This window comes from Dyadobacter sp. SG02, from assembly GCF_900109045.1.
In the GTDB taxonomy this organism is placed as follows: Bacteria; Bacteroidota; Bacteroidia; order Cytophagales; family Spirosomataceae; genus Dyadobacter.
In genome coordinates this window covers 62,253-88,691 of sequence record NZ_FNYL01000020.1, presented here as the reverse complement: position 1 = coordinate 88,691, position 26,439 = coordinate 62,253, and the positions used below count along the sequence as shown (strand labels likewise).

General features: G+C 44.2%; 28 protein-coding genes and 1 pseudogene. 15 read left to right on the top strand and 14 right to left on the bottom strand.

Annotation, left to right across the window (positions count from 1 at the left end; genetic code table 11):
• Positions 1 to 13: 13 nt before the first annotated feature.
• The 8 genes from BMW93_RS35295 to BMW93_RS32705 form a co-directional block, all read right to left on the bottom strand.
• Positions 14 to 163 (bottom strand): hypothetical protein, encoded by a 150-nt coding sequence (locus BMW93_RS35295; protein ID WP_218147761.1) that lies wholly within the window; start codon positions 161 to 163, stop codon positions 14 to 16.
• Between the two features lie 137 nt (positions 164 to 300).
• Positions 301 to 876 carry a TMEM175 family protein gene (locus tag BMW93_RS32735; protein ID WP_090386633.1) on the bottom strand — a complete coding sequence of 192 codons (576 nt, stop codon included), beginning with the start codon at positions 874 to 876 and terminating at the stop codon, positions 301 to 303.
• Positions 877 to 1,001: 125 nt separating this feature from the next.
• Positions 1,002 to 1,433, bottom strand: coding sequence for a GNAT family N-acetyltransferase (locus BMW93_RS32730; protein WP_090386631.1), 432 nt, complete (start codon positions 1,431 to 1,433; stop codon positions 1,002 to 1,004).
• 20 nt (positions 1,434 to 1,453) lie between these two features.
• A complete protein-coding gene (locus tag BMW93_RS32725; RefSeq protein WP_090386629.1) occupies positions 1,454 to 1,897 on the bottom strand; it encodes a hypothetical protein in 444 nt (147 codons plus the stop codon).
• 356 nt (positions 1,898 to 2,253) lie between these two features.
• Entirely contained in the window at positions 2,254 to 2,661 is a 408-nt protein-coding gene (locus BMW93_RS32720; RefSeq protein ID WP_229241088.1) for an OsmC family protein, read from the bottom strand.
• Between the two features lie 193 nt (positions 2,662 to 2,854).
• On the bottom strand, positions 2,855 to 3,385 hold the full coding sequence (locus BMW93_RS32715) for a carboxymuconolactone decarboxylase family protein (protein WP_090386625.1): 531 nt from the start codon (positions 3,383 to 3,385) through the stop codon (positions 2,855 to 2,857).
• A 52-nt stretch (positions 3,386 to 3,437) separates the two neighbouring features.
• Complete coding sequence (locus tag BMW93_RS32710; protein WP_090386623.1) at positions 3,438 to 3,731, bottom strand: GNAT family N-acetyltransferase; 294 nt, start codon at positions 3,729 to 3,731, stop codon at positions 3,438 to 3,440.
• Positions 3,732 to 4,001: 270 nt separating this feature from the next.
• Positions 4,002 to 4,919, bottom strand: a complete 918-nt coding sequence (locus tag BMW93_RS32705; protein ID WP_090386714.1) for an NADP-dependent oxidoreductase — start codon at positions 4,917 to 4,919, stop codon at positions 4,002 to 4,004.
• A gap of 607 nt (positions 4,920 to 5,526) precedes the next feature.
• Here BMW93_RS32705 and BMW93_RS32700 point away from each other — a divergent pair.
• The gene (locus tag BMW93_RS32700; protein WP_090386621.1) at positions 5,527 to 6,123 is read left to right on the top strand and encodes a Crp/Fnr family transcriptional regulator; all 597 of its coding nucleotides are present in this window, start codon (positions 5,527 to 5,529) and stop codon (positions 6,121 to 6,123) included.
• Positions 6,124 to 6,224: 101 nt separating this feature from the next.
• Positions 6,225 to 6,578 carry a SnoaL-like domain-containing protein gene (locus tag BMW93_RS32695; protein ID WP_090386712.1) on the top strand — a complete coding sequence of 118 codons (354 nt, stop codon included), beginning with the start codon at positions 6,225 to 6,227 and terminating at the stop codon, positions 6,576 to 6,578.
• Here BMW93_RS32695 and BMW93_RS32690 read toward each other — a convergent pair.
• A complete protein-coding gene (locus BMW93_RS32690) occupies positions 6,575 to 8,083 on the bottom strand; it encodes a PLP-dependent aminotransferase family protein (protein WP_090386619.1) in 1,509 nt (502 codons plus the stop codon). The genes BMW93_RS32695 and BMW93_RS32690 overlap by 4 nt on opposite strands.
• 100 nt (positions 8,084 to 8,183) lie before the next feature.
• Here BMW93_RS32690 and BMW93_RS32685 point away from each other — a divergent pair, with 100 nt between their 5' ends.
• From BMW93_RS32685 to BMW93_RS32665, 5 genes are all read left to right on the top strand, one after another.
• On the top strand, positions 8,184 to 8,801 hold the full coding sequence (locus tag BMW93_RS32685) for a nitroreductase family protein (RefSeq protein WP_090386617.1): 618 nt from the start codon (positions 8,184 to 8,186) through the stop codon (positions 8,799 to 8,801).
• 29 nt (positions 8,802 to 8,830) lie between these two features.
• Positions 8,831 to 9,376 carry a carboxymuconolactone decarboxylase family protein gene (locus BMW93_RS32680; protein WP_090386615.1) on the top strand — a complete coding sequence of 182 codons (546 nt, stop codon included), beginning with the start codon at positions 8,831 to 8,833 and terminating at the stop codon, positions 9,374 to 9,376.
• 111 nt (positions 9,377 to 9,487) lie between these two features.
• Entirely contained in the window at positions 9,488 to 10,405 is a 918-nt protein-coding gene (locus BMW93_RS32675; RefSeq protein ID WP_090386613.1) for an NADP-dependent oxidoreductase, read from the top strand.
• Positions 10,402 to 11,067, top strand: coding sequence for an FMN-dependent NADH-azoreductase (locus BMW93_RS32670; protein ID WP_090386611.1), 666 nt, complete (start codon positions 10,402 to 10,404; stop codon positions 11,065 to 11,067). The genes BMW93_RS32675 and BMW93_RS32670 overlap by 4 nt, the downstream gene beginning before the upstream one ends.
• A 120-nt stretch (positions 11,068 to 11,187) precedes the next feature.
• Positions 11,188 to 11,445, top strand: a complete 258-nt coding sequence (locus BMW93_RS32665; protein ID WP_090386609.1) for a hypothetical protein — start codon at positions 11,188 to 11,190, stop codon at positions 11,443 to 11,445.
• 806 nt (positions 11,446 to 12,251) lie between these two features.
• Here the strand turns inward: BMW93_RS32665 and BMW93_RS32655 are convergent.
• Positions 12,252 to 13,094 carry an SDR family oxidoreductase gene (locus tag BMW93_RS32655; protein WP_090386605.1) on the bottom strand — a complete coding sequence of 281 codons (843 nt, stop codon included), beginning with the start codon at positions 13,092 to 13,094 and terminating at the stop codon, positions 12,252 to 12,254.
• Between the two features lie 128 nt (positions 13,095 to 13,222).
• Positions 13,223 to 14,098: an AraC family transcriptional regulator gene (locus BMW93_RS32650; protein WP_090386601.1), complete on the bottom strand. Its 876-nt coding sequence runs from the start codon at positions 14,096 to 14,098 to the stop codon at positions 13,223 to 13,225.
• A gap of 89 nt (positions 14,099 to 14,187) precedes the next feature.
• Here BMW93_RS32650 and BMW93_RS36020 point away from each other — a divergent pair, with 89 nt between their 5' ends.
• The 5 genes and pseudogenes from BMW93_RS36020 to BMW93_RS36170 all read left to right on the top strand — a co-directional run bounded on the left by BMW93_RS36020 (position 14,188) and on the right by BMW93_RS36170 (position 18,550).
• The gene (locus tag BMW93_RS36020) at positions 14,188 to 14,550 is read left to right on the top strand and encodes an aldo/keto reductase (RefSeq protein ID WP_229241081.1); all 363 of its coding nucleotides are present in this window, start codon (positions 14,188 to 14,190) and stop codon (positions 14,548 to 14,550) included.
• Between the two features lie 133 nt (positions 14,551 to 14,683).
• Positions 14,684 to 15,226: a hypothetical protein gene (locus BMW93_RS32640; RefSeq protein WP_143061768.1), complete on the top strand. Its 543-nt coding sequence runs from the start codon at positions 14,684 to 14,686 to the stop codon at positions 15,224 to 15,226.
• 163 nt (positions 15,227 to 15,389) lie between these two features.
• Complete coding sequence (locus BMW93_RS32635) at positions 15,390 to 15,884, top strand: hypothetical protein (RefSeq protein WP_090386597.1); 495 nt, start codon at positions 15,390 to 15,392, stop codon at positions 15,882 to 15,884.
• A gap of 568 nt (positions 15,885 to 16,452) precedes the next feature.
• Entirely contained in the window at positions 16,453 to 17,502 is a 1,050-nt protein-coding gene (locus tag BMW93_RS32630; protein WP_143061767.1) for a hypothetical protein, read from the top strand.
• 563 nt (positions 17,503 to 18,065) lie between these two features.
• Positions 18,066 to 18,550, top strand: a pseudogene (locus BMW93_RS36170) (DUF5958 family protein).
• Between the two features lie 256 nt (positions 18,551 to 18,806).
• Here BMW93_RS36170 and BMW93_RS32615 read toward each other — a convergent pair.
• Both BMW93_RS32615 and BMW93_RS32610 read right to left on the bottom strand, forming a co-directional pair.
• The gene (locus BMW93_RS32615; protein WP_090386590.1) at positions 18,807 to 19,628 is read right to left on the bottom strand and encodes an alpha/beta fold hydrolase; all 822 of its coding nucleotides are present in this window, start codon (positions 19,626 to 19,628) and stop codon (positions 18,807 to 18,809) included.
• A gap of 39 nt (positions 19,629 to 19,667) precedes the next feature.
• Positions 19,668 to 20,453 carry a response regulator transcription factor gene (locus tag BMW93_RS32610; RefSeq protein WP_090386588.1) on the bottom strand — a complete coding sequence of 262 codons (786 nt, stop codon included), beginning with the start codon at positions 20,451 to 20,453 and terminating at the stop codon, positions 19,668 to 19,670.
• A gap of 142 nt (positions 20,454 to 20,595) precedes the next feature.
• On the opposite strand from BMW93_RS32610, the gene BMW93_RS32605 reads away from it, so the two are divergent.
• From BMW93_RS32605 to BMW93_RS32595, 3 genes are all read left to right on the top strand, one after another.
• Entirely contained in the window at positions 20,596 to 22,392 is a 1,797-nt protein-coding gene (locus BMW93_RS32605) for a serine hydrolase (protein WP_090386586.1), read from the top strand.
• 701 nt (positions 22,393 to 23,093) lie between these two features.
• A complete protein-coding gene (locus BMW93_RS32600) occupies positions 23,094 to 23,729 on the top strand; it encodes a hypothetical protein (protein ID WP_143061766.1) in 636 nt (211 codons plus the stop codon).
• A 144-nt stretch (positions 23,730 to 23,873) separates the two neighbouring features.
• Positions 23,874 to 24,248, top strand: a complete 375-nt coding sequence (locus BMW93_RS32595) for a hypothetical protein (RefSeq protein WP_090386582.1) — start codon at positions 23,874 to 23,876, stop codon at positions 24,246 to 24,248.
• Between the two features lie 1,115 nt (positions 24,249 to 25,363).
• Here BMW93_RS32595 and BMW93_RS32590 read toward each other — a convergent pair.
• Entirely contained in the window at positions 25,364 to 26,437 is a 1,074-nt protein-coding gene (locus BMW93_RS32590; protein ID WP_090386580.1) for an MBL fold metallo-hydrolase, read from the bottom strand.
• Positions 26,438 to 26,439 lie beyond the last annotated feature (2 nt).

Here is a 26,439-nt window from a genome sequence, read left to right as displayed (position 1 = left end):
TATGCCCAATTAATTACAATATGGCCATGTTGCCATCGACAATGAGCTCGGCCGAAAGGTTTTTGGCCAGTGAAAGCAATGCCGCTTTCGACGCCGCGTAAATGCTCGCGCCCGGCATGCCGATGTGGGCTTTGATAGACGTGTTCAGGATTGTCAAATTCAATATAACATAGCGTCTTTTAGAGGTCTTGAAGAACGCTCAATCTCCCGGAAACTTTAGTGGGTAAGGTCGATTTATTGACCTTTTACAAGATTCACTATTTGCAACCCACCAATTGCTCGGGTGGCAGTTTAGGATCACTATTTAATAATTTTTTCTATCCGTGTATCCGGGATGAACCAGATGCATGCAACGGCAGCATATAGCACACATGCCAGCATGGGTGACCAAAGCGCCATCACGATCGCAACAAGATAGATTGCAGTGGAAAGCTTTCCTTTCCAGTCACGGCCAAGGGCCCGTGCCAGTTCGGAATTGCTTCCACAATGGTTTGCTAAAATCTTGGCTAGAATTTGATAAGCTACCCCGCACATAAGTAGTAAGAATCCGTAAACGGCTACCGGTACTGGCGCAAATTCATTGGCCGCCATCCATTCGGTGCCGAAGGGAATGAGCGATAACCAGAAAAGCAGGAGCAGATTTGCCCATAAGGTGCTGCCGTTAATGGAGTTGACCAGGTAGTGCATGTGATGATGGTTGTTCCAGTAAATACCTACGTAGATAAAGCTCAAAATATAGCTCAGGAAAAAAGGGGCAAGTGGGACCAGGGCGCTAAGGTCTCGACCGTGTTCGGGCACTTTGAATTCGAGCACCATGATAGTAATAATGATAGCGATGACGCCATCGCTGAAGGCTTCCAGGCGTCCTTTTTTCATCTTTATTGAATATATAATGTGCGGATATATTTATAAAATTTCAAATGATCCATCGCTGCTTAATTACTTTGATCACAAAGTTTCCAACAGACAGCATAAGTTATGGTTCTTGCTATCGCGACAAGTTAATTCACGACTTTGGCGAAGTGGTTACAGGCAAGATAATATCCCTTATTTAGGTATAATCGATGTGCAGTATGCAAGCTGTAACCGCTATCGAGATGGATGCTGGCGAGGCCCTCTTCGCTGGCATACCGTGTCACGTAATCTAGTAAAGCGCTCGCAAAACCCTGGTTTCTGCATTCAGGGAACGTAAACAGGTCATCAATATAGATCATTGGGCCGGTGCGCAACATTGTCTGCTTTCGGTAGCCGATAAACGCGCCAGCTTTCTTGCTATCCGCGTCTGGTAAAAAGACCAGCTGATATCCTTCCTGCGTAATCATCCAGAAAACCTGATCAACTACCGTCTGTGAATCCACGTTCGGCCAAAATGCCAGGATTGCCTCTTTACAAAATTCGATATCCGCTTTACTGACTGCTTTTCTGCATTCCATATTTATTATCGATATGCTACCTACAAAGATCTCTTTTGGATGTAGTAGTCAATGCTCCACTCGTGACGATCCAGACCCGATAACACCAGTGATCCGCCAGTAAAAACGAAAACCGGGTAACCGAATGGAGCGCTTATACTTACGAAAATAGCCATGCAAAGGCCGAAGCTAAGAGTAAGGATACCGGCGCCTAGTCCGGCTTCTCTAATTCTGAAACCGATAACGAGTAATATTCCAAATACTAACTCCCCAGCCGTCGCGAAAATGCTCATGATATTGGCTATTTGCCGGCTTGCAAAAGGGATCAACGTATTGGTATAGTCGACGAAATGTTCCCAGTCACCCCATGACGCACCAGAGCCAGGGGGACCCAATAAACCTAACCTGTCCATTACTGGTATTAAAAAGCCGGCTCCAAGAGCTAATCGTAGTAAAAATTGGCCTACCGCAAGAATATTGTTCATTTGATTTTCAGTTTAAATCAAAGGTAACGCCCTTATATGTAAGGTACTGGGGCCAGTTTTAACATACGAACGGGACCAGTTTAAAAATTCAAGCTCGATAAAGCAGAACGAACCCGACAATTTGAGCTATCGGGTTCGCGATTCCGCCAAATGCGTCGCCGATAGCCCCGAAGTCTTTCAAGCGCCTTAAAGGCAATATTGGAAGTAATATGGGCACTATCATAGTCAAGAGAGTCCCGATTATTAACATGCAGATGACTATTTTGTTTAACATTGGTGAGACCGATAAGAAACCGATCCGGCTATCTTTCTACCGACGATACACCCTGCCGGATCATGATTTCGAACATTTGAATTTACAGCTGTTCAGGATAGTCCTGGATGACGGCAGTAGCTTCATGATCAACCTGTGGATATGTGCCAAGACCAGCACGAGTGTTCTTCTGATCTGATAAGTCGGTGTCGATCAAAATTTCTCCCTGCAATAATCTCGCAACCGGGCAATTTTTAGCGATGTACAACAACCGTTCTCTCTGTTGCTCAGTGACCGGTTGGCCAAAGAATATGGTACGAAATATCTGAGTTCGGAATGGCTCGCGGCTTTGTTGCATGTTGATAGAGACGTGAATATCAAAAATATCCCACTCCTTCCTTCTGATATACATCCGAAGGGTTGTAAGTGTACATGTTACGAGCCCTGAGAGTATTGCGCTAAAAGGGTCCGGTCCAAGGTCCTTTCCTCCGTTAAAGGATGGCTCATCCATTATTAACGGACCCGTGCGCAAATTGACGACTACTTCTTGCCGGTCCTTTATTATATCCCCCGTTATGTCTTTAGCAAATAGGCGGATAGTTTCTTTATTGCGTATCATGATTATACTTTATTAGTGGTGGATTTTTACCAGTGGTCCGCACCGAAGTATAGCAGCTTCGTTGTGCCAACAAATTTGCTTCTGTTTACACTGTCGTTATAGGCCAGTCAATGGGTATATCCGTAATCGCATACAACAGATTCAGCGTTATGATGTTGCCGACAGCCAATACCACGTCAACGACGTGCCCTTGGTTGTAACCAGCTTCGTAGAAGTCTTCGAGTATGTCGCCTATGATACGTCCCTTGGTCATCACGATGTTTTGAGCAAGTCTACCCACTGCTCTCAACCTTCTATCGAACTGCATGTCCATTGAGCGGATACTCAGTATCTCGTCACTGGTAAAGCCAATCCGCCTGGCGATCTCTGAATGGAAGCTAATACAATAAGGACATTCATTGACCTGGCTTACAACGAGATTGACAACCTCTTTCTCTTTTTCGGTTAGGGAATTCTTCTGGTTTACAAAATTAAAATAGTTTGCAAGGCCATTTTCACTGCTTGCAAAAGCAGCAAATATATTGGGTACCATACCGTAGACTTTATGCAGCTTAGAAAAAATTTCCTGATTCTCCGCTGAGACATCATTCTTCGTAGGTAGTGTGAAACCGGTCATAGAATTATGTTATTGAAAAGTTCTGGTGTAAAAATTTTGTTCTCTTCCATAGTTATCTCGTACCACGTATATCGCCGTAGAGCTCAGGATGCTTGCTGAACATCATGTTAACGAAGCCACAGTCTGGTATTACTTTCAGTCCGTTTTCGCGTGCATATTCAGCCATCTTATCGACCAATTTTTTACCGTATCCCTTATGCTGCCGAGAAAGATCGATACCAGTATGACCAGCTCTCAATGTGCCGGAATTAATGTTAATCATCATTCTGCCTACTTCATGCCCATCGACTTCCATTGAAAAAAAGGTCATTCCATTATTGTGCTCGTGTAATACGATTGTTTCCATTTTACTTTTTAAGGAATTATGAGATAAATCAAGAATACCGGAGCGAATCTAACGTGATCATATATACGCACGCCACGAGATCCGAGTGCGGGTGATATCAGAAACATCCCCCACCGAAATCGAAATTCTTTAAGTCGCTTGTGCTTAAACCGCAGTCCAAATAGCATCCATAAACCATGATTTGGAATCAAGAATCTCCGCACCATGTATAAATCCATTATTAACCGCCAGTTGACGGATCTGGAAGAATTCACCGGCCGTCCCCGATGGTCACGGACGAACGCGTATAATTGTCTTCCCGTTGATTCGCATCGCCGGATTGAAGGCCGCAACCGCGTCGTTAAGGGTGACGACATTGCCGATATGCGTTCTCAAACGCCCATCCCGCACCTGCCTGATTAGTTCGGTAAGCTGTCCACGATCGGGTTCGACAACGAAGTCGATCACCAGCGTGTTGGCTGCAGTTGCATCGATCGGCCCGGCGATGGTGACCAGCCTTCCGCCGGCCCGAACCACGCCCAGAGATCGCTTGGCGATTTCACCGGCGAAAACATCGAAAACTAAATCGACTTCACTGATATCTTCCAGGAGATTGTTCTCCAAGTCGAAAAAATCATGCGCCCCAAAGTCCAGCGCCGTCTGCCGATGAAAAGCACGCCCGGTTCCGATAACGTAGGCACCGGCCTGCCGTGCAAGCTGGACCGCCATTGAACCGACTATTCCGGCCGCACCATGCACAAGCACAGTCTGGCCGGCACGAAGGCGGCCATGCTCGAACAACCCCTGCCATGCAGTCAAACCCGGCATGACCAAAGCCGCGCCGACCGTAAAGTCAACATCTCCCGGGAGCGGCGCAAGATTACGCGCCTCGACCGCCACGTACTCAGCCAGGGTGCCGTCACGAGTCCAGTCTGTGAGCCCAAACACCCGTTGTCCTAACGATAACCCTGTTGTTCCATAGCCCAGGGCCGTAACCACGCCAGCCAGCTCATGACCAGGTACAGAGGATGTCCTGTCACGACCCGCCCGGTCAACCCAAGTCGAGGGCCAACTAGCCTCATCTCCTGTCATTGCCGCTGCATAAACCTGAACGACTACATCGTTGATGCCCGCCTGCGGCTCCGGCCGCTCGGCCAGCTTCATTCCGGCCATTTCGGCCGCTTGATCCGTTAGAATGATCGCTTTCATAATACACCTCCTCTTCCGCAGATCAGCAAACACCAATAAGGTGAAAGACCGCTGACATACTCGAATGTTTTTAAACCCGCCTTTCGCATGATTCTAATGTTTGAAGCTAGTCAATGGAACTGGCAATAATTCGACTCAGTCTGACTACCTTTTTTGTTTCGGATCGACCACAAACATTTCTTTTCTTTTCACCGAGCAGTTATCGAAAAAGGGCATGAGATACCACGTAGGATCTATGAAACTGCATTTCGTGTCCGATAACCGTAAGCTGGACGTAAAGTTAAATTGAAATTTGGCTATGGTTATGGGCCAAATTCAAAATAGTAAAGGGTCCAGATTTGATTGAATGAGTTTCACTGTTATAAGGCAATGACTAGTAACCTGGAGCAACTAGAAAGCTTATAAAAGTAACTAACGGTAACCAGTAGGCGTAGGAGACGCTATTTTCTGTTTAAACCGGTTGAACCGTATATTTGTGGGGATGAAAAAATGCACTTTTACAATGGCGCACCTATTCTAGTATCGACAAGAGCAGTGTAGCCGGGTGTAGTTTTATAGATATCGAAAGCACCATTTGTCTGCAATCCATGCCAAACATCAAGAGTTCATGCAACCGAATAGTAAAACTCAACTGATAAATTACGTGCAAAATTTTGTATCGTTAGAAGATGATGAAGCTCAGCAGTTTGCGACCGCCTTTGAAGAAGTTAAAGTAAAAAAGAGACAATTTATCGTGCAACCTAACTTTACGAACAAGCATAGATCATTTGTTGTAAAAGGAGCGTTCAGAACGTATGCTATAACCAATGAAGGGCAGGATCACACCCTTCAATTTGCCATCGAAAATTGGTGGGCGTCTGATTTCAACAGTTACATATATCAGCACCCGGCAACCCTTTTTATAGTTGCATTAGAAGATAGCACTATCTTACAAATTGAATATGAAAAAGAGCAGGAGCTGAAAAAAAACAGCCACAAGTTCGAAACGTTTTTTAGAATCATAGCTGAGAAGGGGCTCGCATTTGAACATCGAAGAATACTTTTCAACCTTACTCATGATGCCGAAGCCCGGTACGAAAATTTTTCCTTGAACTTCCCGAACTTTGCCAACCGCGTACCTCAATATGCATTAGCGTCCTATCTGGGGATGTCGACGGAGTTCCTCTCACGAATCAGAAACAAGAGGGCTAGGGCGAAAAGTTGAACTACATCAACCTTTTTTCTTGATCTGCTTCATTTTTTTTGCCTTTGGATAATCTGAGTTTTGCAATGTCAATAATGACAGACAAATCTAAGATTATAACAATGGAACAATCACTCAATGAAATTTTATCAGCAAAAAACGATATGGTCAAAAAAGGTCAAATCGTAGAAGCAACAGAAAAATTTTTCGCCCCGAACGTTAGAACCATTGATTTTGATGGCACAGTGACCAACGGAAAGTCAGAGATGCTCGCAAAAATGCAAGGTTTTGCCGGCGCCATTGCTGCTGTAAATGGTATCACTATGCATCACACTTCTTTAAATGGCAACATCTCATTCGCTGAATTTACTTTTGACTTTGACATGAAGGATGGAAGTAAAATTTTTTGGCACGAAATACTTCGATCCGTTTGGGAAAACGGCAAAATTGTAGAGGAACAATATTTCAAATCCTAAATTGATCTGCTCCATATGTCAATTGCCTGCGCCATTTCAGCCTCATCCATGGAGCAGTAGCCTATCCGTACGAAGCTATCCGACATGGTATTATTAGGTTGGAAAAAGTAATTGCGGCCATCGCTAATCTGTAATCCTAATTTTAATGCTTTCGAAGCGACCATACTGGCACTTATATTCTTTCGGTAGTTAGCCCAGATTGCCAACCCACCGTCTGGCCGCTCAAAGGTTAAATATTCTTCCAGGCGCTCGGAAAGCAGACGGCAAGTATTATCCAGGCGGCCCTGGTAGATTTTGTACGATTTTTTAATGTGCCGTGAAATTTCACCGTTACTCAAAAGTTCGGCCGTCGCCTCTTCCAGCAGTTGTTCACCCTGTCGGTCGATTAATTTACGGATTGTCGCGGATTCATTAATTACCGCTTCCGGTGCAACCATAAACCCGATTCGGATACCTGGTGCGATGCTTTTGCAAAAGGAGCCTACATAAATGATATGCGCCGCAGCATCAAGGGTAGCCAAGGGCAAAAGAGGATTGCTGGCAAAATGGTAATCAAAATCGTAATCATCTTCGAGTAACGCGAATCCGTACTTGCAGGCCAGGTTCATGAGCCGCATGCGCCGTTCAGCACTCATCGTCACAGTCGTCGGACGGTGGTGGTGTGGAATAATATAAATCAGCTTTGGCACCTTCCGTTTGCAAAATTGTTCAATCATGTCTACGTCCATCCCATCTTTATCTACCGGTATGAAAACCAGATCACCTCCCGCCAGCTGAAAAGTCCGATTCGCATCGAAATAGCCTGGCTCCGGCACAAATACAGTATCCCCGGGACTAATCAGTAGCTGAGCAGCCAGATAGATGGCCATTTGCGTCCCTTTGGTAATCAGTACTTCCTTTTCGGTGATTTGCATACCCCGGGTTCGATTTAGAAATTTAGCAAGTTCGACCCTAAGCCTGTAAGAGCCGTGCTCGGGACCATACATGAGAAATTGATTTGTAAACCGGCTTTTCCCCAGCCTTCGGTATTCTCTCACGAGTTGCTCGATAGGTGCAATTCTGGCATCAGGAAAACCGTCATCGATTTTATAAAGATGCTGCCGGGTCCCCGTGGTATTGACATCCATACTTCGATCTGTTCCGGCAATGACATCAGCGGGATGTTTTAAAATCTGGTGGTAACCTGGTTGCTGGCTACGGATCAGCTTTTTACTGTTTTCTTCGATGGTACGTGCAGAAGTATCTGGCAGGTGACTGGAAACATACACGCCACTTCTTTCGCGGGTTTCAACCCATCCCTGCGCATTCAGTTCTTCATAGGTCGCAACCACCGTCTTACGGTTCAGTTGCAGGCTCTGTGCCAACGAGCGTGAAGAAGGTAGTGCCTGTCCGGGTTTCAAGATGCCGCGACAAATCAACTGAATAATTTGTGATTCTAATTGCTGGTATAAAGGACTGTGCTCTCCATCTTTTCGAAACGAAATTTCTAGCAATTTTTTTATCATATCTGGACCCGTTAGTATTTTAATTTTGGCCCGTAAAGGTAACCAAAACGCCTTCTAATTTTAGCCCGAGATTAAAAATCATACAAACCTTATTTGAATTATGACTAACGCTGTCATTGAAACCATTCTAAGTCGGAGTGCGTCCAAATATTACGACACAACAGCCACTCTGAGTGACGACCAAATCCGTGAGCTAGTGCAAATTGGCACCGCTGCACCCACATCATTTCATTTACAAAACTGGCGTTTCATCGCTGTGCGCACTCCCGAATCAAAAGCCAGGTTACGTCCGATTGCCTGGAATCAACCTGCGATTACGGACGCTGCCGTCACCTTTATCGTTATCGGCCAATTGGTTGATACCAGCGTAATACCGAACCGGCTTGCGCCATTAGTTGAAGCGGGTGTCATGCCGGCAAATATGGTACCGGAATGGGAAATTCCCGCCCGTGATCTATATATGGCATATCCTCAGCGCCGCCGTGACGAAGCCGTACGCACTGCGACGTTTGGCGCAGCGGCGATAATCTATGCGGCTCGGTCACTCGGCATGGGATCTACGCCTATGATTGGATTTGATTTTGATGCGGTAGCCAGTGAATTCGGACTTGCGGACGACGAAGTACCGGTTATGCTATTGTCGGTAGGGCCTGAGCGCCCCGGCAACTGGAAGCAGAAGCCCCGCCGGCCGGTCGAAGAAGTACTCGATTTAGTATAGTTATTTTAAACAAACATAAAGCCTCTATAATGCCTAGAATTGAAGCACTTAAGCCCGAAGCCGTTCCAGCTGAATCAAAACCGACTCTGGATATGTTCACCAAAAACATCGGCTTCACCCCAAATATGATGGCAACCTTCGCGGCTAGCCCTATTGCGTTCAATGCGTGGGCTCAGCTATTCGGGGCCATGAGCAAAGCGCTGGATGTAAAGACTCGCGATAGCATCGGTCTTGTAGTCTCCGAAGTCAATGGTTGTAATTATTGCCTGACCGTGCACAGTTATACGGCAAAGCATATGGCCAAACTCGATGCCGATGAAATCATTCTCGCCCGAAAAGGTCACGCAAACGATTCAAAACGCGATGCTGCCGTGCAGTTTGCACGCAAAGTGATCCAGACGCGCGGAAATATTACTGACGCCGATTTAGCGGCCGTTCACGATGCAGGTTATACAGACGAAAACATCATCGAAATTGTCGGCCTGGTAGCGATGTATTCTTTAACAAACTTTATGAACAACGTATCGAATCCTGACAAGGATTTTCCAGCAGTTACCCCCGCCGGCGAGATTTGACATCCCTCATTTTTATTTGAAGTTTGACAATTCAGACTACCAAAAAGTATGAATTTGCTTTGTGTTTAAAAATTATTGTAAACCACTTACGAGCGTAAAAGCAGGTGTATTATGAAAGCAATTATTGTAACTGACCAGGCCGAAGGAACGGCCGGAATGAAGCTGACGGATCGGCCGGAGCCGACCGCCGCAATGAACGAAGTTGTCGTTCAGGTTCACGCATCGGGATTCACATTCAATGAGCTTGATTGGCCATCGACCTGGACGGATCGGTACGATGCCGACCGGACACCGTCGATCCCCGGGCACGAATTGTCAGGTGTCGTCACTGCGCTCGGCTACGGCACGACCGGGTTATCAATTGGACAGCGCGTATTTGGTCTCGCCGATTGGTATCGCGATGGCTCGTTGGCAGAATACATAACCATTGAGGCACGGAATCTTGCGCCGCTACCGGGAGATGTTGACTTCACCGTTGGCTCTGCGCTGGTAATGCCCGGGTTGACCGCCTGGCAAGGCATAATCGACCATGGCCGACTTCAATCGGGGCAAAGCGTAATTGTCCATGGAGCAGCAGGTGTAGTAGGATCGATGGCAGTTCAGCTCGCCCGTGAAGTTGGTGCATATGTCATCGGTACGGGTCGCGCAAGCGGTCGTCAGGCGGCTCACGACTTCGGCGTACACGAATATATTGACCTCGACAATGGTACGCTCGAAGACGTTGGCAGGGTCGATCTTGTTTTCGATGTGTTAGGCGGGGATATTGCCCAGCGATCGGCGGGAGTGATTCGCCCGGGCGGATCACTGGTAACGATCGCCGGTCCCACCGATGCCAAACCCGTTGATGGCCGTACGGTAGATTTCATTGTTGAAGCCAATCGCGGGCAATTGATTGAGCTTGCCGAGCGTGTGCGGGATGGCCGGCTTAAAACAAACATTGGAAATATAGCGGCATTCGACGACGCGGTTGCGGCATTCGCTCCGAACGTAAGGCTCACCGGAAAAACGATCATCCGCATACGTCCATGAATATTCTTCACATCGATTGCAGCCCTCGGCCTGATTCGCACAGCCGTCAGCTCTCGGCTTCAATAGTGGAAAAGCTCCTAACGATCCGTCCCGACGCCAAAATCAGTCGTCGGGACCTGGGTTATGAGCCGATACCCCATACGGGATCTGATTACGCGGCTGCTTTGGCAACACCTGCAACAATTGCCGCGCTGAAACCATCCAGTGATTCTATTAGGCTATCCGAACTGCTAATTCACGAGATCGAGATCTCGGACGTTGTTGTGATCGGAACGCCGATGAATAACTTTACGATCCCCTCGGTTCTGAAGGCATGGCTGGATCAGGTCTTGCGTGTCGGTCGCACGATGCAATCGACCCCGGCTGGCAAGGTTGGATTGCTCCGTGACCGGCCCGTGTTTGTCGGGATCGCCGCTGGTGCAGTGTTTGCCGGCGATCGGGCCAACCAGCCCGACTTCCTCACGCCGTATCTCTCGGCCGCCCTCGGATGCATTGGGCTCAATACAGTTCACTATCTGTCTTTACAATCCACCGCTTTCCTGGATGAAGCGCAGGCTACCCAGAAGCGGCAGTCGCTCATCGAGAAGATCGTACCGGAGATGTTCAGCGAACAAAGCCTAGGAGTGATGATTGATGCGGTACCGGGCAAGTCTGTAATATAACCGGCGTATTAAATAAGGCGACAACTTTCGCTAGCTTCCCCGTAACAGGATAGCCATGTGCGAAATAAAAAGTTGAATCCCCAAACAGAAAATTGTTAGCATGATGGGCAGCCAACAACCTTGAAAATCATCAAAGCAAAGACAGCGGAAGATATCGAATTCGCCGGCGAAGCTATATTAGCCTTCTGGCCGAATCTCAATCCGGAGACTTACGTAGAACAAGTGCTTCTCCTAATGAAGGGCAAAAACTTCGAATTAGCTTATATTCCCTCAAGTGACCATGAAGAAGCAGCTGCCTTTGTCGGGTACAGAACGATGAATATGCTCAGGACAGGGAAAATAATATATGTCGATGATTTATTTACCTTACCTGAATAATGTTTACAACTCCACCTGAACACTACTCATTTTTGTAAGGCTTTAACCCGGAAGGTAATTTTTTCCATCCCTTAACCGGGATATTCAGCAGCGTGTCAGGGACAGCAACGTCCCATAGTAATTTATGGAAATTAGGGTCATCACAACTCAATTGAACCCAAAATCTACGATTCGCGAGGGCTTTGGTATCCGTAGTAACCCAGTCCCCAGTATTCTGTGGGTTCGCTGGATCATCCTTCTCTATGAGCTTCCCCTTAAAATTATATTCGTAGATAATGTATGCGTGCGATCTCCGATATTTTATCCTGGTTACGCTCACAACTGAATAAAATGAGCATTTCTCAAGTTTGCGGCGCGCCTGAGAGAGGCCCGGGAGCTATTGTTCGCTTTACGACCCACCGCTGACCTATTGAGACAACAGTTAAAATTTCACCTTTTGTTAATGGCGTTTAGTATATGATATCAAACCGGAAATTCGCTTCGCTTTACGTAGTGTATTCCGGGTAATTAGGATGACATATATTTAACTCTTTTCCCAATTTCAAGAGTTGTGTCAAAAAAAATGTTTACTCCAAGCAGTCGGAGCCAAACCAGAGGATCGATTTTGACAAAAAGGGGAATAGATTATAATCCACGAACTAAACGCAAAAAAGCCCCTCAGCGCAAGCTGAAAGGCTACCGTATCAACATCCGAACAAATGTCGAACCGGATGCTAGACGGTTTGAAATCAATTTCAACCTTAGCTAACCGAAACTGAGTCAATACACGAGTTATAACAATAGTATAACATGGCGCTGGTCTAACATTACACCTGATCAAACGCCATGTTACTTGACAAGTCCCGGTAGGCGTCTGCTTCTTTTCTTAATGTGTCACTCGCTTGTTCAGCGGTTGCGACTGCATCTGCTCCGGCAAGAAAACGCCTTGGAGGTGTCTGCTCCTTAGCGATTTCAAGCAATCCTTTGGCAAGCTTTGCAGCATCTCCTGTCTGCTGTCCGTTAGCCCCTTTCCAGAAAGCCAGTTGCAGTTTGCGCCCTTCATCGTAGTCTGCGATCGCATCGTCGGCATATTGGGTTGACTCTTCCGTCAATAATTCCGTCCTGAAAAAGCCCGGGTTTACGGTGGTAGTGTGGATGCCAAATTGTTCTACTTCTGTGGCGAGCGATTCCATCCAGCCGTCGATGCCGAATTTGGAAGCTGCATATGCAGAACAAAACGTAAATCCGACCAGACCTGCAGTTGACGAAATCGTGATGATATGGCCGGAACGCTGTTTACGCATGACCGGTAATACGGCGCGCGTTACCTTCATAGGGCCAAATAGGCTGGTTGAAACTTGCATTTCGATCTCTTTCATCGAAAGTTCTTCAAAATAGCCGGCATAGAAATTAGCCGCGTTGTTGACCAAAACATCAATTTTGCCAAACTTGTGCAATGCAGCCTGGACAGCCGCTTCGGCCTCGGCCGGGTTTGTAATATCTAGTTTTACCACCAGCAGGTTCTGGGATTCACCGAGCGCCCTTGCCACCTTTTTTGGATTTCTTCCTGTTGCGACCACCTTATGGCCTGCTGCCAACGCAGCTTTTGTGATATCGAGGCCCATACCGCGACCCGCACCTGTTATCAACCACACTTTGTTGTTTTCCATGTTCTTTGTTTTTACTATCTACGGCAGCCTGGTAAATTGAAGACCATGGCAGCATCATTTTTGATGATGCGAAGTTCTGGATAAACCAGAGCCGGGAATTAAGAAAAGCAAATGAATCATTATGACTTTCAAAGGTGGGCGGCCCTGATGGACTTTGGAATTGTGCCGGTTTTCTTTTTGAAAAAGTTATTGAAGTAGGTAGGATATTCAAAGCCGAGCGCATATGCGATTTCTGCAATGTTCCAGTCGGTGTGGTGCAACAATGCTTTCGCTTCGGCAACAATACGTTCTGAAATGTGGGCGGACGTGGGTTTTCCTGTAATTTGTTTGACGGCACTATTCAAATAATTGATGTGCACAGAGAGGTGACTTGCGAAATCCTGGGCGGTTCGAAGCGCCAGCGGGCGCTCGGTACTTTCAATCGGAAACTGGCGTTCGAGGAGTTCCAGGAATACGGAAGTGATCCTGGCAGCCGCATTGCTGTGGCTGAAATTGTTTTCCGAGGGCTGTATTTTAAGTGCTTCGTGGATGAACAGGTTGATATAGTTGCGGATCAGCTCATCTTTAAAAGCATACTCACTTTCCTGCTCTTCTATCATCTTTTCAAAAATCGATATAAACCTGTCCTTTTGCGCGTCGGTCAGGTCGAATATCGGGATACCTCCTATCTTAAATAGTGGGGACTGTTGAAGGCTTTCCGTGCGGTCGCCCAGCTTCAAGAACTCTTCGGTGAAGAGGCAAGTATAGCCATGGTGCTGCTGCGAGACTGCCTCACAGGAATAAGGGATACGAGGGTTGCCAAAAAACAGGAATATGTCAGCTGTTCGAAAACTGCCATCAGCATAATGAAAGACAAAATTTCCAAAAGTGATATTCAGCTTGTAAAAGTCCTTGCGGCTGTATGTATGCCCTTCCGAATTGCTGTTTGTTTTGTAAACCTTGAATCCCTTAAGCTTCAATTCCCGGTTGAAAACCGATGTAGGTGTGATGCGCTGCTTATCCATTGCACAAAAGTAATGGCTGCATTTGATTGTTATACTTTTTCATTTGTTTTTCTTTATTTCATCGCCATCGCTTTGGGCAACTTTGTGCCATGGAGAAAGACAGTCATAATATGACCAGAAGCGACTTTTTGTCGCTTGCAACGATTGCAGACGCGCGTCTGATCACTGCCCCGGCATTGTCTACGGGAGCGCCATTCACATTTGAAAAGCTTAAAAGCAAAGAACAAAAAATGAAAACCAGAAAATTGGGAGATTTAGAGGTTTCTGAAATTGGGTTGGGGTGTATGAACATGACGGGAAACTATAATCCGCCTGTCGATCGCAAGGAGTCCATTAAAACGATTCGTACTGCATTTGAAAACGGTGTGACATTTTTTGACACTGCCAGGGTTTATGGGCCTTACACCGACGAAGAACTTATTGGCGAAGCTCTGCATAACTTACCTTCTTGACTTCAAGATGTTAGAAAAATAAATTCGGCTTACGATATATTGTATTACTTGCTTATAAATTTTAATCAAGCTAACGACACTGGGATCAACAATTGCAGCGCAGTTTCCCCGGTCTTTTATGATAAGTATCTTGATGAGAAAAGAAAGAAATTGGAGGATTGGAGGCTTGTTAATATGGGCTACATTGAGTTGCGGTGGATCAACTTCCAGTGACCGGGATATTAAAACCCTGGATTTTACTTACAATGACACCTTCTCAACTGCGTTTTCGCTGAAACTAAACGATCGTAGTGATACGGTTTATGTCAAACAAGACTTTACGAAGGGCTCTGGATTGCCATCAGGCAGCTATTATGCCATCGTTCATGACGATGTAAAAAGATTATTGATATCACATGCAGAGTCTGTTCTGTTACTGCACCCGGATAGCCTTTACGATGAAGGGTTGCAAGACGACGAAGACTACAAAATTTGTATCGTGGGTTCCGAAGCCAACGGCTGCGTTAGGCTCCATACACTGAATCCCCCGCAAAACGTAAAACTTCTTTCGCGGCACCTCAGAGACCTTAAAGACCGATTGACTTATCATAAGCTTGAAAGAGAAATTAATTTTGTTTCAGATGATATATTGCCCGAACCAATCAAATGGGGTTCGGTCAAGTTTTTGCCGCCATGACCAATCGCGGCGGCATTGTGTTTAGTTTGCGATTAATATGATGAATGACCGATTCGGCGTGGAATAGGACGAAAGCAGTTCATAATCCTCATCTGACATGATCGGCGTTTGATAATAAAAGGAATATATAATGCTCAATCACACGGCTAAATAAGTCTAAGAAATGAGACCAAAATTTATATTTTTAGTGCTCTGTGCTATTTCTTTCTGTGGATGTGCACCTGAGGAAAGCGTTCAGGAAAAATTTGACGATTTAAAGACTATTGATTACTCCGAGTTTAGGGACATGAGCATAGTAAACCGAAAAGGTATTTATCTAGTCACTTATCATGATGCAATGCATAGAGTAAAGATGAGTCTCTTTGCTAACAAGATATCTTCGGTCGAACTCGCTTCTGAAGAGAACAAAAAAGTACTATGGACAAAGGAAGATACGACTCATGTCGAAGGTGCACTAAAATCTTTTGACGAGATAGGAATATTAGCCTTATCCGTTGATAAAAGTGGGAATGTCCATCTTTCGCTCCCCTGGTATGATAGATGCACTTATCATTTTCTTAAGTTGTTACCTAACAATACCCTGGAGGGTGTCAAAAAGCAATATTATCAAAGATATGAGGGTAATTGGTATCTCGATAAAAAATGCTCAGAGAGGTAAGAAAGAGCAGTCTTCCTGCATTTGCCCATCCCGGACCACGAGACGGTTCGAATAGAGTTTTCAGCGTTATTCATTCAGTGCACTGTGTGGCCTGAAGTGGTTGTATTCCCACTGGAAGTCCTCAATTTTTTCCTCGAACATCTGTATTCGTCCGATAAAGCCCGTATTGCCGGACGGATACAGACAATCTGGTCAAGGCCGCTAAACTTAATAATGCACAACTGTGAAATGCGGGGAAGCTTACAATTTCGGGTAAGGCGACATCGGCATTTCAGCGAAGGCTCCTACAATAAAGAGATAAGTCCTTTGAATTAACGGACCTACATTGTCACGTCAGCCGGGAATATTTATAGAAATCTCCCGCCAGCGTTTCAGGAGCGATTGGGCGGCCAGAGTCAATTGTCCGACAATTGTACATCTGGCCGATTGCGGGTAAGAGGCAATCCCGAAGTTCCCGCATTCGCACTGGGCGAATGAATGGATAAGGAAAAGTGATATTCATTCCGTCATGAACGTATTCAAGAAAAGACCTATATTTAGCAGATACTACTTTATGTAACAAAAGTCTGTGAGCTTAACTACGGTAGACCTGGCCACTGGTCGCTATGAAATTTCAAAAGGCGCGACCGCGAATGAATTGGCTAAATTGGCAGAAGATCTGAAAACTTCTGTAATCCAGCTTTCCAGGCCGATTGATACCAAGACCATTGCCTTACTGGAACAAGTCGTTTTTTCCAAGCGTCAAGACATCGCCCTGAGGGTTTATGGGCACTATTCTGAGAGATGTGATCTAAGCTTTATTGAAGAAATACCCTCGGTAAGAGAGCTCTCGGTAGATTGTCTGATGGAGGTCACTAATATTGATGTAGTTACGAGAATCCAGCACTTAGATGGATTACATGTAGGAGTTTTTGGACTTGATAGCTTTGAGTTCCTGGATAACATCGATCCTCACTTGAAGCGGCTTTCGCTGTATCAGACTCGATCAAAAAAACCAAGGATTGAGACGATTGGTCGGTTCATTGAACTTAACGAACTATTCATAGAAGGACAGAGCAAAGGGATTGAGGCCATTAATGAGTTGAAAAAACTCGAAAAAATTGTATTACGATCTATATCAACCCAGGATATCGAATATCTAAGGAATCTGGAACGTCTGTGGTCCGTTGATATTAAGTTAGGAGGTATAAGGGATTTAAGTGCATTAAACTCCCTACCTAATTTGAAATACCTTGAAGTTTGGCAAGTTAGAGGACTTTCAGACCTTTCGGTTCTATCGGATTTAAAATCGTTGCAAAACTTATTTATTCAATCACTTCCACAGCTCGCCGTGTTTCCTTCAATATCTAGCTTGGGGAAACTGAGGCGTATTTACCTTGAAAACCTAAAAGGTTTGATGGACTTGCGTGAATTGAAATCTGCGCCTGCCTTAATTGAATTCATTTACTTAATGGCACAAAACCAAAGCCCTGAAAATCTCATCCCTGTACTCGAAAATAAGAGCCTGGAAAGGGTCTCTTGTTTTTTTGGTAGCGATAAAAAGAATAATGATTTCAAAAAGCTAGCCCAGTCTTTCGGAAAAGATGAGTATGAGTATCAAAAGTTCGTTTATAACTGAGGTTCAGATGAATTTACACAATTCATTAACACAATTATTTTTACCTTCTCTCGCAACCCTCTTTCACAAACCGAAGGGGCATTAACAGGTTACCGAAAAGGTTACCAGTTGCTTTGACGTGGATTGAACCGTAATGATGGGCTTATTTTTTAAAATTCACGATAACGACTTTTTTGATTGAAAAAAGCGCCTTTTGAGGCGCTTTAAGTGATCCCGCTGGGAACAATTTAAACTTTGAAAACGCTTGTATATCAATTGTTTGTAATTCCTTTCAAAATAGGTAACCGAAACGGTAACCGATTCTTTTAGCCTGTTTTGATGCATTTTAGTTATCTAGCATCGGTATCAAAGTTAAAGCTTTATTCCAAGATTTCATTACCCTTCCTTGGCGATAAATATCGATTACCTGTTTTGGGGTGGAGTAATATCGAATACATTTAGCAAATAGAGTTTTATCGGGGTTGCAATCTTTCTTTGTTGAAGTAAAAAATGGAAGTTATATCCCTGACTCAGATATCAGTTCTTTTATTACTTCCTTGCATAAAAAGTATGATACGTGCAGAATGTTTTTAATATCACTGGAAGACCAAGTAGCCCTGAACCAGTTTGCCCAATCCTTAAGAACGGCGGATGACTTATTGAATCGGTTTTCGGATCTTACCCTGGAAAGTAAGAGATCTTTCTTGCTGCAGTTCTCTGGCATGATCCAGCAATCTAGCCGGTTGACGACGATGTCGAGCTTGCTATTAAAGAAAGCCGATTGAAGCCTACATTTACACCGTGTGTACTTTTGCGTACTCACCGTCTAAAAATTGGTATTCCCAAAGTTCTCGCCCTGCCTAGTGATGAATTAAGCAAAGCGTACGTGCTGCTGATGTACGTTTTTAAAAGAGCGTATCTGCGTCGTTATTTAGTTGAAAAAAGCACATCTGGCAAGTGGTGGTACGCCGATCTATCCGATGAGGGATTTGTGAATTCCTTGTTGGTCGGTAGCATCTCAATAAAACTTCTGGAAAACAAATTTTTTGAACAGGAGAGCCGGATTTGAAGCGCTCGAAATTATAAAGTAAGGTTCATGTATATTGTGCCAACCTGTTCTCAGCGGCTGTTTTCCGATCCTGTTTGCTTTATTAACGAATCGGTTAGCAGACAAAATGACCTCCCGGCTAAGCGGGTATACGCCGACGAACCGACCGATAAGTAGTACATTCTCGCATTTCCATTCGAGTACTAACAGGACAACGTTCGGTCGGCCGGCTTAGACAGTATACCGCTTGAGGTAAATTCAACGCCAACAGTCACTCTCAAAAACAAGTTGAGGCAAACAATTCGATTAAACTATTCACTTTTGGGGCATTTTCCCAAGCAACCAGGTGCCCCGCGTCGGGAATCAAAATGTAACCACCACTCCATAGTGGAAAAGAATATTGACTTAGATAATTTAGGTTATGAATTTGATCTCCGCAGCCTAACGCAATTGCTACCGGGATGGCAGTTTGCTTAATTATTTGAGTTTCATCTTCATAGTCCAAATCAATCAGGCCAAGCAGAATTCCTTCGTGAATTCTGGGGTCAGTCTGATAATATGATTTTTTTACAAATTCCGGAATTTGACCGGCTCTTGGATCTAGGAGTAGCCTACTATAGCGTTCGATGTTTTCCGGTCGAGCTTTGTCACAGAAAACCTGACCAAGCAACTCCAGATCATGATACATGAGATCGGGCCTCATAGGCTTCGTTGCTGGCATGGTCATCGCAAAGATCCCTCTGCAGTTTTTCAGCAGAGGTAATGCCTGCAGCGCGGTGTGCGCCCCCAGAGAAAGCCCTACAATTATAAAATCGGCAAGTTCTATCAGACTAATGAATTCGATGATGATATCGCGCAGGCTCCTGATCGAATATAGTGTTTTGTCAGCGTGTGATGAAATTCGGTCAGACATGCCGTGACCTGGAAGATCTAATGCGATTAACCGAAAAGGAGCTAGCATCTCACTGTTAAATTGATTCTCCCAAGATTGAGCAGACATGGCCCGACCGTGAATAAAGAGGATCGTCTTTTCGGTTTCAGCTGTCCTCTCAAGGTAGCTTACCCTTAGTTTTTCTAGTTGAATGTTGTGTTGTGTCATTAATAGTTAGAAGGGTAAATCTGTGTCATCGCGCATAAATCACAATAGCTTATTTTCGATGGCGTAGCGAAGTAATTCCATGGAATTTCCGCAATTGGTTCTCCTTAACATATTCCGACGATGGGTATTCACCGTATGAAAAGCGATATGTAATTTTTCCGCTATCTGCTTACTGCTCATTCCCTCAACACTCCACTTCAATATTTCTATTTCTCTCCTGCTTAGTAGGCTGCGTTGATCTATATCAGGGTAATATTCCTTGAAAAGTAATGGAATCCAAATCTTCTTCGTATGATCATACTTTTCTATCTGGTGAATCACTTTTCCGTTTTCGGTGTGGTTGCTGATATCCCATGCGAACCCAAATATCGCGACTGGTACCTTACTCTGCTCAGAACTAATTATAGTGTGACGCTGTAAAACGGTGTTGATCTTTCCATCGTGCCTTTTAAACCGATAGCTTCGCGAAAATCGCAGGTTCGCAAGCTCGTCTGGAGCGTGTTGGTTCATAGCTTTCACTTGATCTGGAAATATCTCATGATTCAAAATTTCGAAATCACGATATTGTTGAAGCATGAAATCCAAACCGCCTTCTTCAAACGCCTCCTTCTTATGCCCCATAACCTGCTCAATTCCATTGCCTAGTATGGGATACTTTTTAGAGGTATAATCAAGCAAGAAAATTGCTGTTGAGGATACCTCAGAGAACGAAAGTAGGGGTTGACATTGCTTGTAGTACGAACCGTAATCCCAGCTATCCATCTCGGATTCTTTTCTCAGGAGATCAAGATGGTCGCGATACGTTAAGATCAGCTTTTTGTTCATAGTGCTGTGAGGAGTGGCGTGTTAGTTTTCTATTATCCGAAAAATACCGAAAAATGAGTATTGCTGCAAGGATTCGTAAATCGCAATTTTGTATCTATTAACATTTTGATGTACAGGTAAATGAGGAAAAAGATCAATTCCTATGAAGAGACTTATACCGGCTATTTTCATCGCCATTTCACATTGGTGTTGCACATCCAAGCCAGAAGTAGTATTAAAATCCAGTTTGAAAGAAATGTCTTCGTTCTCCCTAATGAAAGACTTAAATGTTTCTCTAACCGAAGATGTTATTGGGCAAATCAACGGGAGCGACATCACGCTGACATTGCCGTCTAGCGCGCAAGTTGTGGGATTGAAGGCATCATTCATTTCTTCTCCTGGTTCCACGGTCGTCGTGAACGGCCATGTCCAAGAAAGTGGCGTTTCAGCAAACGATTTCAGCAATCCAGTTACCTACAAGGTTACTGCCGAAGACGGCAGTAGCTCAAACTATGTAGTTACGGTTTCAATTCTCAAGGCCTCGGACAAAGAACTCCTGAGCTTCGCGTTCTTAAAAGTCCATAACGCGAGTTTAGCAGAAGACGTACCAGTGCCTGTCATAGCTTCAAAAAACAATTACTTAGTCACGATTCCCAATGAAGCCAACATTTGGGCTCTCAAAGCAACGTTCAAAACCGCCGAGACAGCTCGCGTAACTGTGAACAATGCGCCTCAAATCAGCGGAGTTACCTCCAACGATTTCAGCAAAAGCCTCGTATACAAGGTCACGGCGGAGGATGGCACCTTCAAGGAATACTATATGGAAGCGAGTAAACAAGCCGACATACCGACAATCGAAAATGCAGTAAAGGTATTTATTAGTAAATATGATATTCCAGGAATTTCCTTAGCCATTACAAAGGACGAAAGGTTGGTTTATTCAAAAGGTTATGGCTTTGCAGAGATGGAAAGGATTGTGCCCGTGACAGCTGAGAGCATGTTTCGGCTAGCCAGCCTATCCAAGCCGATTACTGCGATAGCCGTTCTCAAACTTGTTGATTCTGGAAAGCTAACGTTAGATCAAAAAGTGTTCGGACCAAGTGGTATTCTTGGTACAACCTACGGAAAGCAACCCTACTCTCCCCAGCTTTTGCAAATTACTGTGAGGCATGTCCTCAATCATACCGCAGGCGGAGATGCATGGAACCATTTGTGGAACTTTCCCACGAGGATCGATCCATTTTATCAGCAGGAATGGTTAAACTATTCTAACGAACAGGTTATTTCGGCAGTATTAGATACTCGCCCGGTTATCGAGCCGCCAGGAATTAAAATGATCTACTCCAATGTAGGATATAACATTGCCGGAAGGATCATTGAGAAAATATCAGGAATGAAGTACGAAAAGTACGTGCAAGAAAATCTCCTGAAACCGCTCGGCATATCCCCGGAAACTATGCGTATTGGCGGGACTAAATTGTCGGAGCGTTACCCCAATGAAGTAGTATACTACAATTCATATCCCGGGTATGATCAGCCCTATGATTTTCCGGTACCAAGAATGGACGCCCACGCAGGCTGGATAAGTACATCGATAAATCTGGCAAGACTTCTCAGCTCCGTTGACGGAATGCCTGCTAAACGAGACATACTTTCGTCGGCTAGTTGGAAGGCAATGATTACACCTTCGCAGGTCAGTGTTCCGCCAGGCGGGTATGCCGGCTATGGTCTTGGATGGTTCGCATCGGTCAATGGTGCTTATTGGCACAGAGGTGGAATGGCTGGTACTGCCACTTATTGGATGAAAATTGGTACATATACTTTTACAATTCTCATCAATACACGCTCGGCCGAAGGTGACTTTTACGCTGACATTGATAAGTTGTGCTATCAAATGACGTTGAATCTTACACTGACAGGCTTCATGAAGGGTGACCAGTTCGATTTATTCTTTAAATGAGAATAAATAGGAATCAGACATTTATGAACGCAGCTAGTTCAATATGTGCTTAAACACCTGCTTAAATAAAACTTCAGAAGGTGAATATGCGACCATCCGTCTATGAAGCCTTAGGTCGTTGAGATGTTCATTCCTTGCTCGCATTACTCACAAGTTATCAAGACAGTAATCTGACGCCAAATACATGGAGTGTTTCATTCATTGCTAAAGCCGACTTCAAAGCGAATAACATCAGCATATTTTTAATAATTGAGATGCAGGTGACATTATACATACCACTCGTTCTCGGATGATCTACAAACGGAATCGGGACGTGCTCGTCTAATTACTTTTTTTGACGTCGCATCCGGGCTAGATATCCGTCACAACTAAGTGAAACCAAGGGGACGCAGGGCCTAGTAGGAGGCAATCGATGTTTCTGGAGATGTATATAAATGAAGGAGAAGTGATACCAATTTGTCTCAAAAAGTAGAATTTGTGATACTACCCAACCTTCTAGCATATCCTGGAAATCTTCGATGAAGGATATGAAAGCTATTTAGATGAGATATTGAGATAGACGAGTGCCATTCATTTAACAAGTAAATCTAGCAATTTGTGAATTGTTTACGATGACTTTCATTAGTCTAGTTTATTTAATCAAAAAGAATATACTTTAATATTATATTTTTTACTAACTAATAAGAACCCCCTATATGAATATGAGAAACTCTACAACTGTTCTATTTCAAGCAATAATTTTGATTAACATGGCGAGGTCTTGGTCAGTGCTAAAAAAGTTTCCGTCCATTGTTAATTTATTAATCGCGCTAATACTGGTTCTATTCCTCGGCGGTACCGCTTATTGCCAGCAAGCATCGATTGGTCGATCAAGCGAACTTTCCGACTCATACTTCATCCAAAATGAAGAGCAGATAACGGGAAATATTCAACGGAAAATTACGATTGAAGAGGAATCGATAAATGAGAGTCAGTCTGTCATTTCGATCTTCAGTGACGGCCAAGAGGTGTTCTCCAGCCGTAGAATTAACCACAACCTAAGGATATCTGGTGTATGGAAGTATGTTCATTCGTCAGATGATCCCAAGGTTGACAAGCTCATGATAAATCTCCCATGCTCAGTAATGTTCAGCTCGGACGGGGAAGCTTTTACGATCGAGACGAAAAAAATAAGATTTATACCAAAGGGAGGAACATTTGTGGGAATCCTAAGAGGGTTTGAACAAACACAAAATGGAGTTACTCCAAACGTGGCAGCAAATAACTTAGAAATGGAGATCGCCATTCAGAAAGGAAAAAATTCGAACAATTATATATCATATATTCGAAAGAGATAAAATATATTAGCTACTTTAATACATAAATGGCGCAATATTTTTCACCAAACCATTACGAGCCGAAAGAAGGTATCAACTGCAGTATAGCCGAATAATTACTGATCTATTTACCTAATCGTTGGTCAATTAAAATATCATCTAATTATGAAAAAATATTTTTTTGCACTCTGCTCATGTGTGCTATTTGCGGCAACCAATAGAGAATCATCCTATGAGACGATGAAATTTATTTATCATTATTCTCTATTTAATGGAAAGTGGGCGGGTAGCCCATTACAAAAAGAGAACGTTATATTTATGTCCGAAATATATCCATACACCTGCACATATGTGACCGACTGCGCAAAGAAAGAGAGGCAGGCAAAAGATTACTTCATCTTACAGCTCAACGGCCAAAGTGGCCCTAATCCGCATGTCACTCCAGAAAAATTTACTGATCGTCGAGAGGCGGAAAAAACCCGAAAAATGCGTAGGGATTTTTATGAGCGAAGATTGAGATATAGAGTCTATAACCTATAAAATCCTGGGATTGGGATTGTGCTATAATAATTGCCAGAAAGACATATAAATTATTGCGCGTTAACGTGTTTGGCAAAACTTACCAAACATGTGTAAAAAAGCAGGTTACCGAAAAGGTTACCAGATGCTTTGACATCGATTGAACCGCGATGGAGAGTTCATCTTTTAAAAATTCACAATAGCCACTTTTTTAAATGAAAAAAGCGTCATTTGAGGCGCTATCCGTTATCCCGCTGGGATCATTTTATCGCCTAACTGTCTCAGAAACAGTAATCTTTCTGACTCTAAATTCCAGGTTACCGGATAGGTTACCAGACGAAAAGATTGGTTTTAGTGAAAAGTGACCAGTTTTCGAACCTGGAAATATGCAGATGCGCTCAGATTTCAAAGTTCTAAAAGTTTGAACACAACAATCCTTGCATTTTCCAGACGCTCGTTCGGATTCTGCAAAATGTCGTCACCATAGCACGACCTTGCGCACTTCCTGTTGGAATAGTCCTTCGATCGTGCGTGGCTAGGCACTTTCCGGCTCATCGGCTTAGGCACTTTACAATAAGCTTATTGCCAAGATCGATGCAATTGTTAGTGATCGTACAGCGGCGGCAGAAAATCTAATCTGGATTCGAATGGTTACCTGGGTTACAATCAGAATTCCTAATATGATTGATCTGACCGTCAATACACCGGCTTGGAGCCTTTTTGGCTTCAATTTCGGTTTTCAAAACGATCGGACTCTATGGCCCCGTTGCCTTTAGCCGACGGAGCCTTAGGAAATACGACGTTGCAAAACCTTGCCATCCCTGTCAAGCTACCTGAGTAGTAGGTGTCCATCCCATTTCGAGAATCTAACTGTTGTTTCATAGGAACCTCTTGGTGGTAGCAGATGTCAACTATCGTTGCAAAGTCGCGTCGACGAGCTTACTTTTCCTCCAGTTCGCGACCGTAGGTGATGTGAGATCACTCCTCTAACCCGCCGTACAACAGTTCAGTCGTTAAAGCTCAGCGTTTTTAGAAATGCCTTTTTTTGTAAATTACCTGCTGTTTCTCCTTTAAACCAAGTAAGTTTAGATCAAAATCCTATACTACTTTTTAAAATATTAAGGAACGAAACTTATTCAAACAAGCCTAAGGGTAATGCCTGATTCCTCTAAAGGGAAAAAGGTACTGTACTGGTATGCCTTCTTCAGTTCCTCATCCTGCCACTTTAGGGTGAATTCGCTCTTGTAATTGAAATATAAGCCAAGATCCGGACCATTGTTTTTAAGAAGCTTGGCAATGCATTCCGGGTCTGGATGTTTGTAGCGCTTGCCATTGGATGATACTAGTAATTTCTTGCAATCTATTTTCTCCATCAATTTATCGAGGTTGCTTTTCTTGCTGCAATGATGCGCAAGCTTCCAAGCATCTATCGTTAATCGTTCGTCTCCTCTCATTTTAATCAAGGGTTCAATGGCTTGTAGAAGGTTATCCGATGGTGAGTCTCCTGCAAACAAACAGGATTTGTTTTTGTAGGTTCCAATGAAGGCAATACTGCTGCCGTTTGCGGCACTTTTGTCGGCGGTCACCTTTTTACCCTGCAGTTCCTTTACAGGCAATTCCTCTCCAAGCCATGCATTGGAGGGCGTATACCGATGATCTTCGTCCAATTTAACTTTGATGTCAAGATTCTTCCCGTATTTATCTAGCTGCTCAAGCCACTCTGCTTCAAGCTTTTGCAGTGCAGTTTTACCTGGACCTAACAGCAATAGTTCCATACCTCCTTTAAGTGATACCACAGGTAAGTTTGTGTAATCGTTAATTACGACAGGCCCTCCACCAAAATGTAAATTATGAGGCAGTGATCTTTTCTTAATCAATGTTGAAATGTATTCTCCTTGCAACGCTCCCAGCGACCGAGCAACTTCGGCGAGCTGCTGATACCCATTGAACCAAACCTCTTTAATCGAGAAGGGAAGTTTAGACTGGTTAAGCAATGTTACAATTCCGTCAATATGATCAATATCGATATGTGTGATAATAAGAAGCTCTAATTCCTTTAGCCCAAAAGCAACCCGCTGAATACCCGCTGCCAGTTGTTCGTAATTATAATAAGGACCTCCATCTATTAGCATGTAACGCAGTTTACCTTCTCCCCATTCAACTAAAATGGCATCACCGAATTCGGCTGGTAATAAGTGAATATTATACATAG

What these genes read in the sequence shown, in the direction of transcription:
- BMW93_RS32700 (WP_090386621.1), top strand. Translation starts at nt 5,527, where the DNA reads ATGCAACCGAATAGTAAAACTCAACTGATAAATTACGTGCAAAATTTT.
- BMW93_RS36020 (WP_229241081.1), top strand. Translation starts at nt 14,188, where the DNA reads ATGGAGAAAGACAGTCATAATATGACCAGAAGCGACTTTTTGTCGCTT.
- BMW93_RS32605 (WP_090386586.1), top strand. Translation starts at nt 20,596, where the DNA reads ATGAAGAGACTTATACCGGCTATTTTCATCGCCATTTCACATTGGTGT.
- BMW93_RS32640 (WP_143061768.1), top strand. Translation starts at nt 14,684, where the DNA reads ATGAGAAAAGAAAGAAATTGGAGGATTGGAGGCTTGTTAATATGGGCT.
- BMW93_RS32725 (WP_090386629.1), bottom strand. Translation starts at nt 1,897, where the DNA reads ATGAACAATATTCTTGCGGTAGGCCAATTTTTACTACGATTAGCTCTT.
- BMW93_RS32595 (WP_090386582.1), top strand. Translation starts at nt 23,874, where the DNA reads ATGAAAAAATATTTTTTTGCACTCTGCTCATGTGTGCTATTTGCGGCA.
- BMW93_RS32675 (WP_090386613.1), top strand. Translation starts at nt 9,488, where the DNA reads ATGAAAGCAATTATTGTAACTGACCAGGCCGAAGGAACGGCCGGAATG.
- BMW93_RS32735 (WP_090386633.1), bottom strand. Translation starts at nt 876, where the DNA reads ATGAAAAAAGGACGCCTGGAAGCCTTCAGCGATGGCGTCATCGCTATC.
- BMW93_RS32670 (WP_090386611.1), top strand. Translation starts at nt 10,402, where the DNA reads ATGAATATTCTTCACATCGATTGCAGCCCTCGGCCTGATTCGCACAGC.
- BMW93_RS32690 (WP_090386619.1), bottom strand. Translation starts at nt 8,083, where the DNA reads ATGATAAAAAAATTGCTAGAAATTTCGTTTCGAAAAGATGGAGAGCAC.
- BMW93_RS32615 (WP_090386590.1), bottom strand. Translation starts at nt 19,628, where the DNA reads ATGACACAACACAACATTCAACTAGAAAAACTAAGGGTAAGCTACCTT.
- BMW93_RS32705 (WP_090386714.1), bottom strand. Translation starts at nt 4,919, where the DNA reads ATGAAAGCGATCATTCTAACGGATCAAGCGGCCGAAATGGCCGGAATG.
- BMW93_RS32635 (WP_090386597.1), top strand. Translation starts at nt 15,390, where the DNA reads ATGAGACCAAAATTTATATTTTTAGTGCTCTGTGCTATTTCTTTCTGT.
- BMW93_RS32590 (WP_090386580.1), bottom strand. Translation starts at nt 26,437, where the DNA reads ATGTATAATATTCACTTATTACCAGCCGAATTCGGTGATGCCATTTTA.
- BMW93_RS32710 (WP_090386623.1), bottom strand. Translation starts at nt 3,731, where the DNA reads ATGGAAACAATCGTATTACACGAGCACAATAATGGAATGACCTTTTTT.
- BMW93_RS32610 (WP_090386588.1), bottom strand. Translation starts at nt 20,453, where the DNA reads ATGAACAAAAAGCTGATCTTAACGTATCGCGACCATCTTGATCTCCTG.
- BMW93_RS32695 (WP_090386712.1), top strand. Translation starts at nt 6,225, where the DNA reads ATGGAACAATCACTCAATGAAATTTTATCAGCAAAAAACGATATGGTC.
- BMW93_RS32600 (WP_143061766.1), top strand. Translation starts at nt 23,094, where the DNA reads ATGAGAAACTCTACAACTGTTCTATTTCAAGCAATAATTTTGATTAAC.
- BMW93_RS32715 (WP_090386625.1), bottom strand. Translation starts at nt 3,385, where the DNA reads ATGACCGGTTTCACACTACCTACGAAGAATGATGTCTCAGCGGAGAAT.
- BMW93_RS32680 (WP_090386615.1), top strand. Translation starts at nt 8,831, where the DNA reads ATGCCTAGAATTGAAGCACTTAAGCCCGAAGCCGTTCCAGCTGAATCA.
- BMW93_RS32730 (WP_090386631.1), bottom strand. Translation starts at nt 1,433, where the DNA reads ATGGAATGCAGAAAAGCAGTCAGTAAAGCGGATATCGAATTTTGTAAA.
- BMW93_RS32685 (WP_090386617.1), top strand. Translation starts at nt 8,184, where the DNA reads ATGACTAACGCTGTCATTGAAACCATTCTAAGTCGGAGTGCGTCCAAA.
- BMW93_RS32650 (WP_090386601.1), bottom strand. Translation starts at nt 14,098, where the DNA reads ATGGATAAGCAGCGCATCACACCTACATCGGTTTTCAACCGGGAATTG.
- BMW93_RS32720 (WP_229241088.1), bottom strand. Translation starts at nt 2,661, where the DNA reads ATGGATGAGCCATCCTTTAACGGAGGAAAGGACCTTGGACCGGACCCT.
- BMW93_RS32655 (WP_090386605.1), bottom strand. Translation starts at nt 13,094, where the DNA reads ATGGAAAACAACAAAGTGTGGTTGATAACAGGTGCGGGTCGCGGTATG.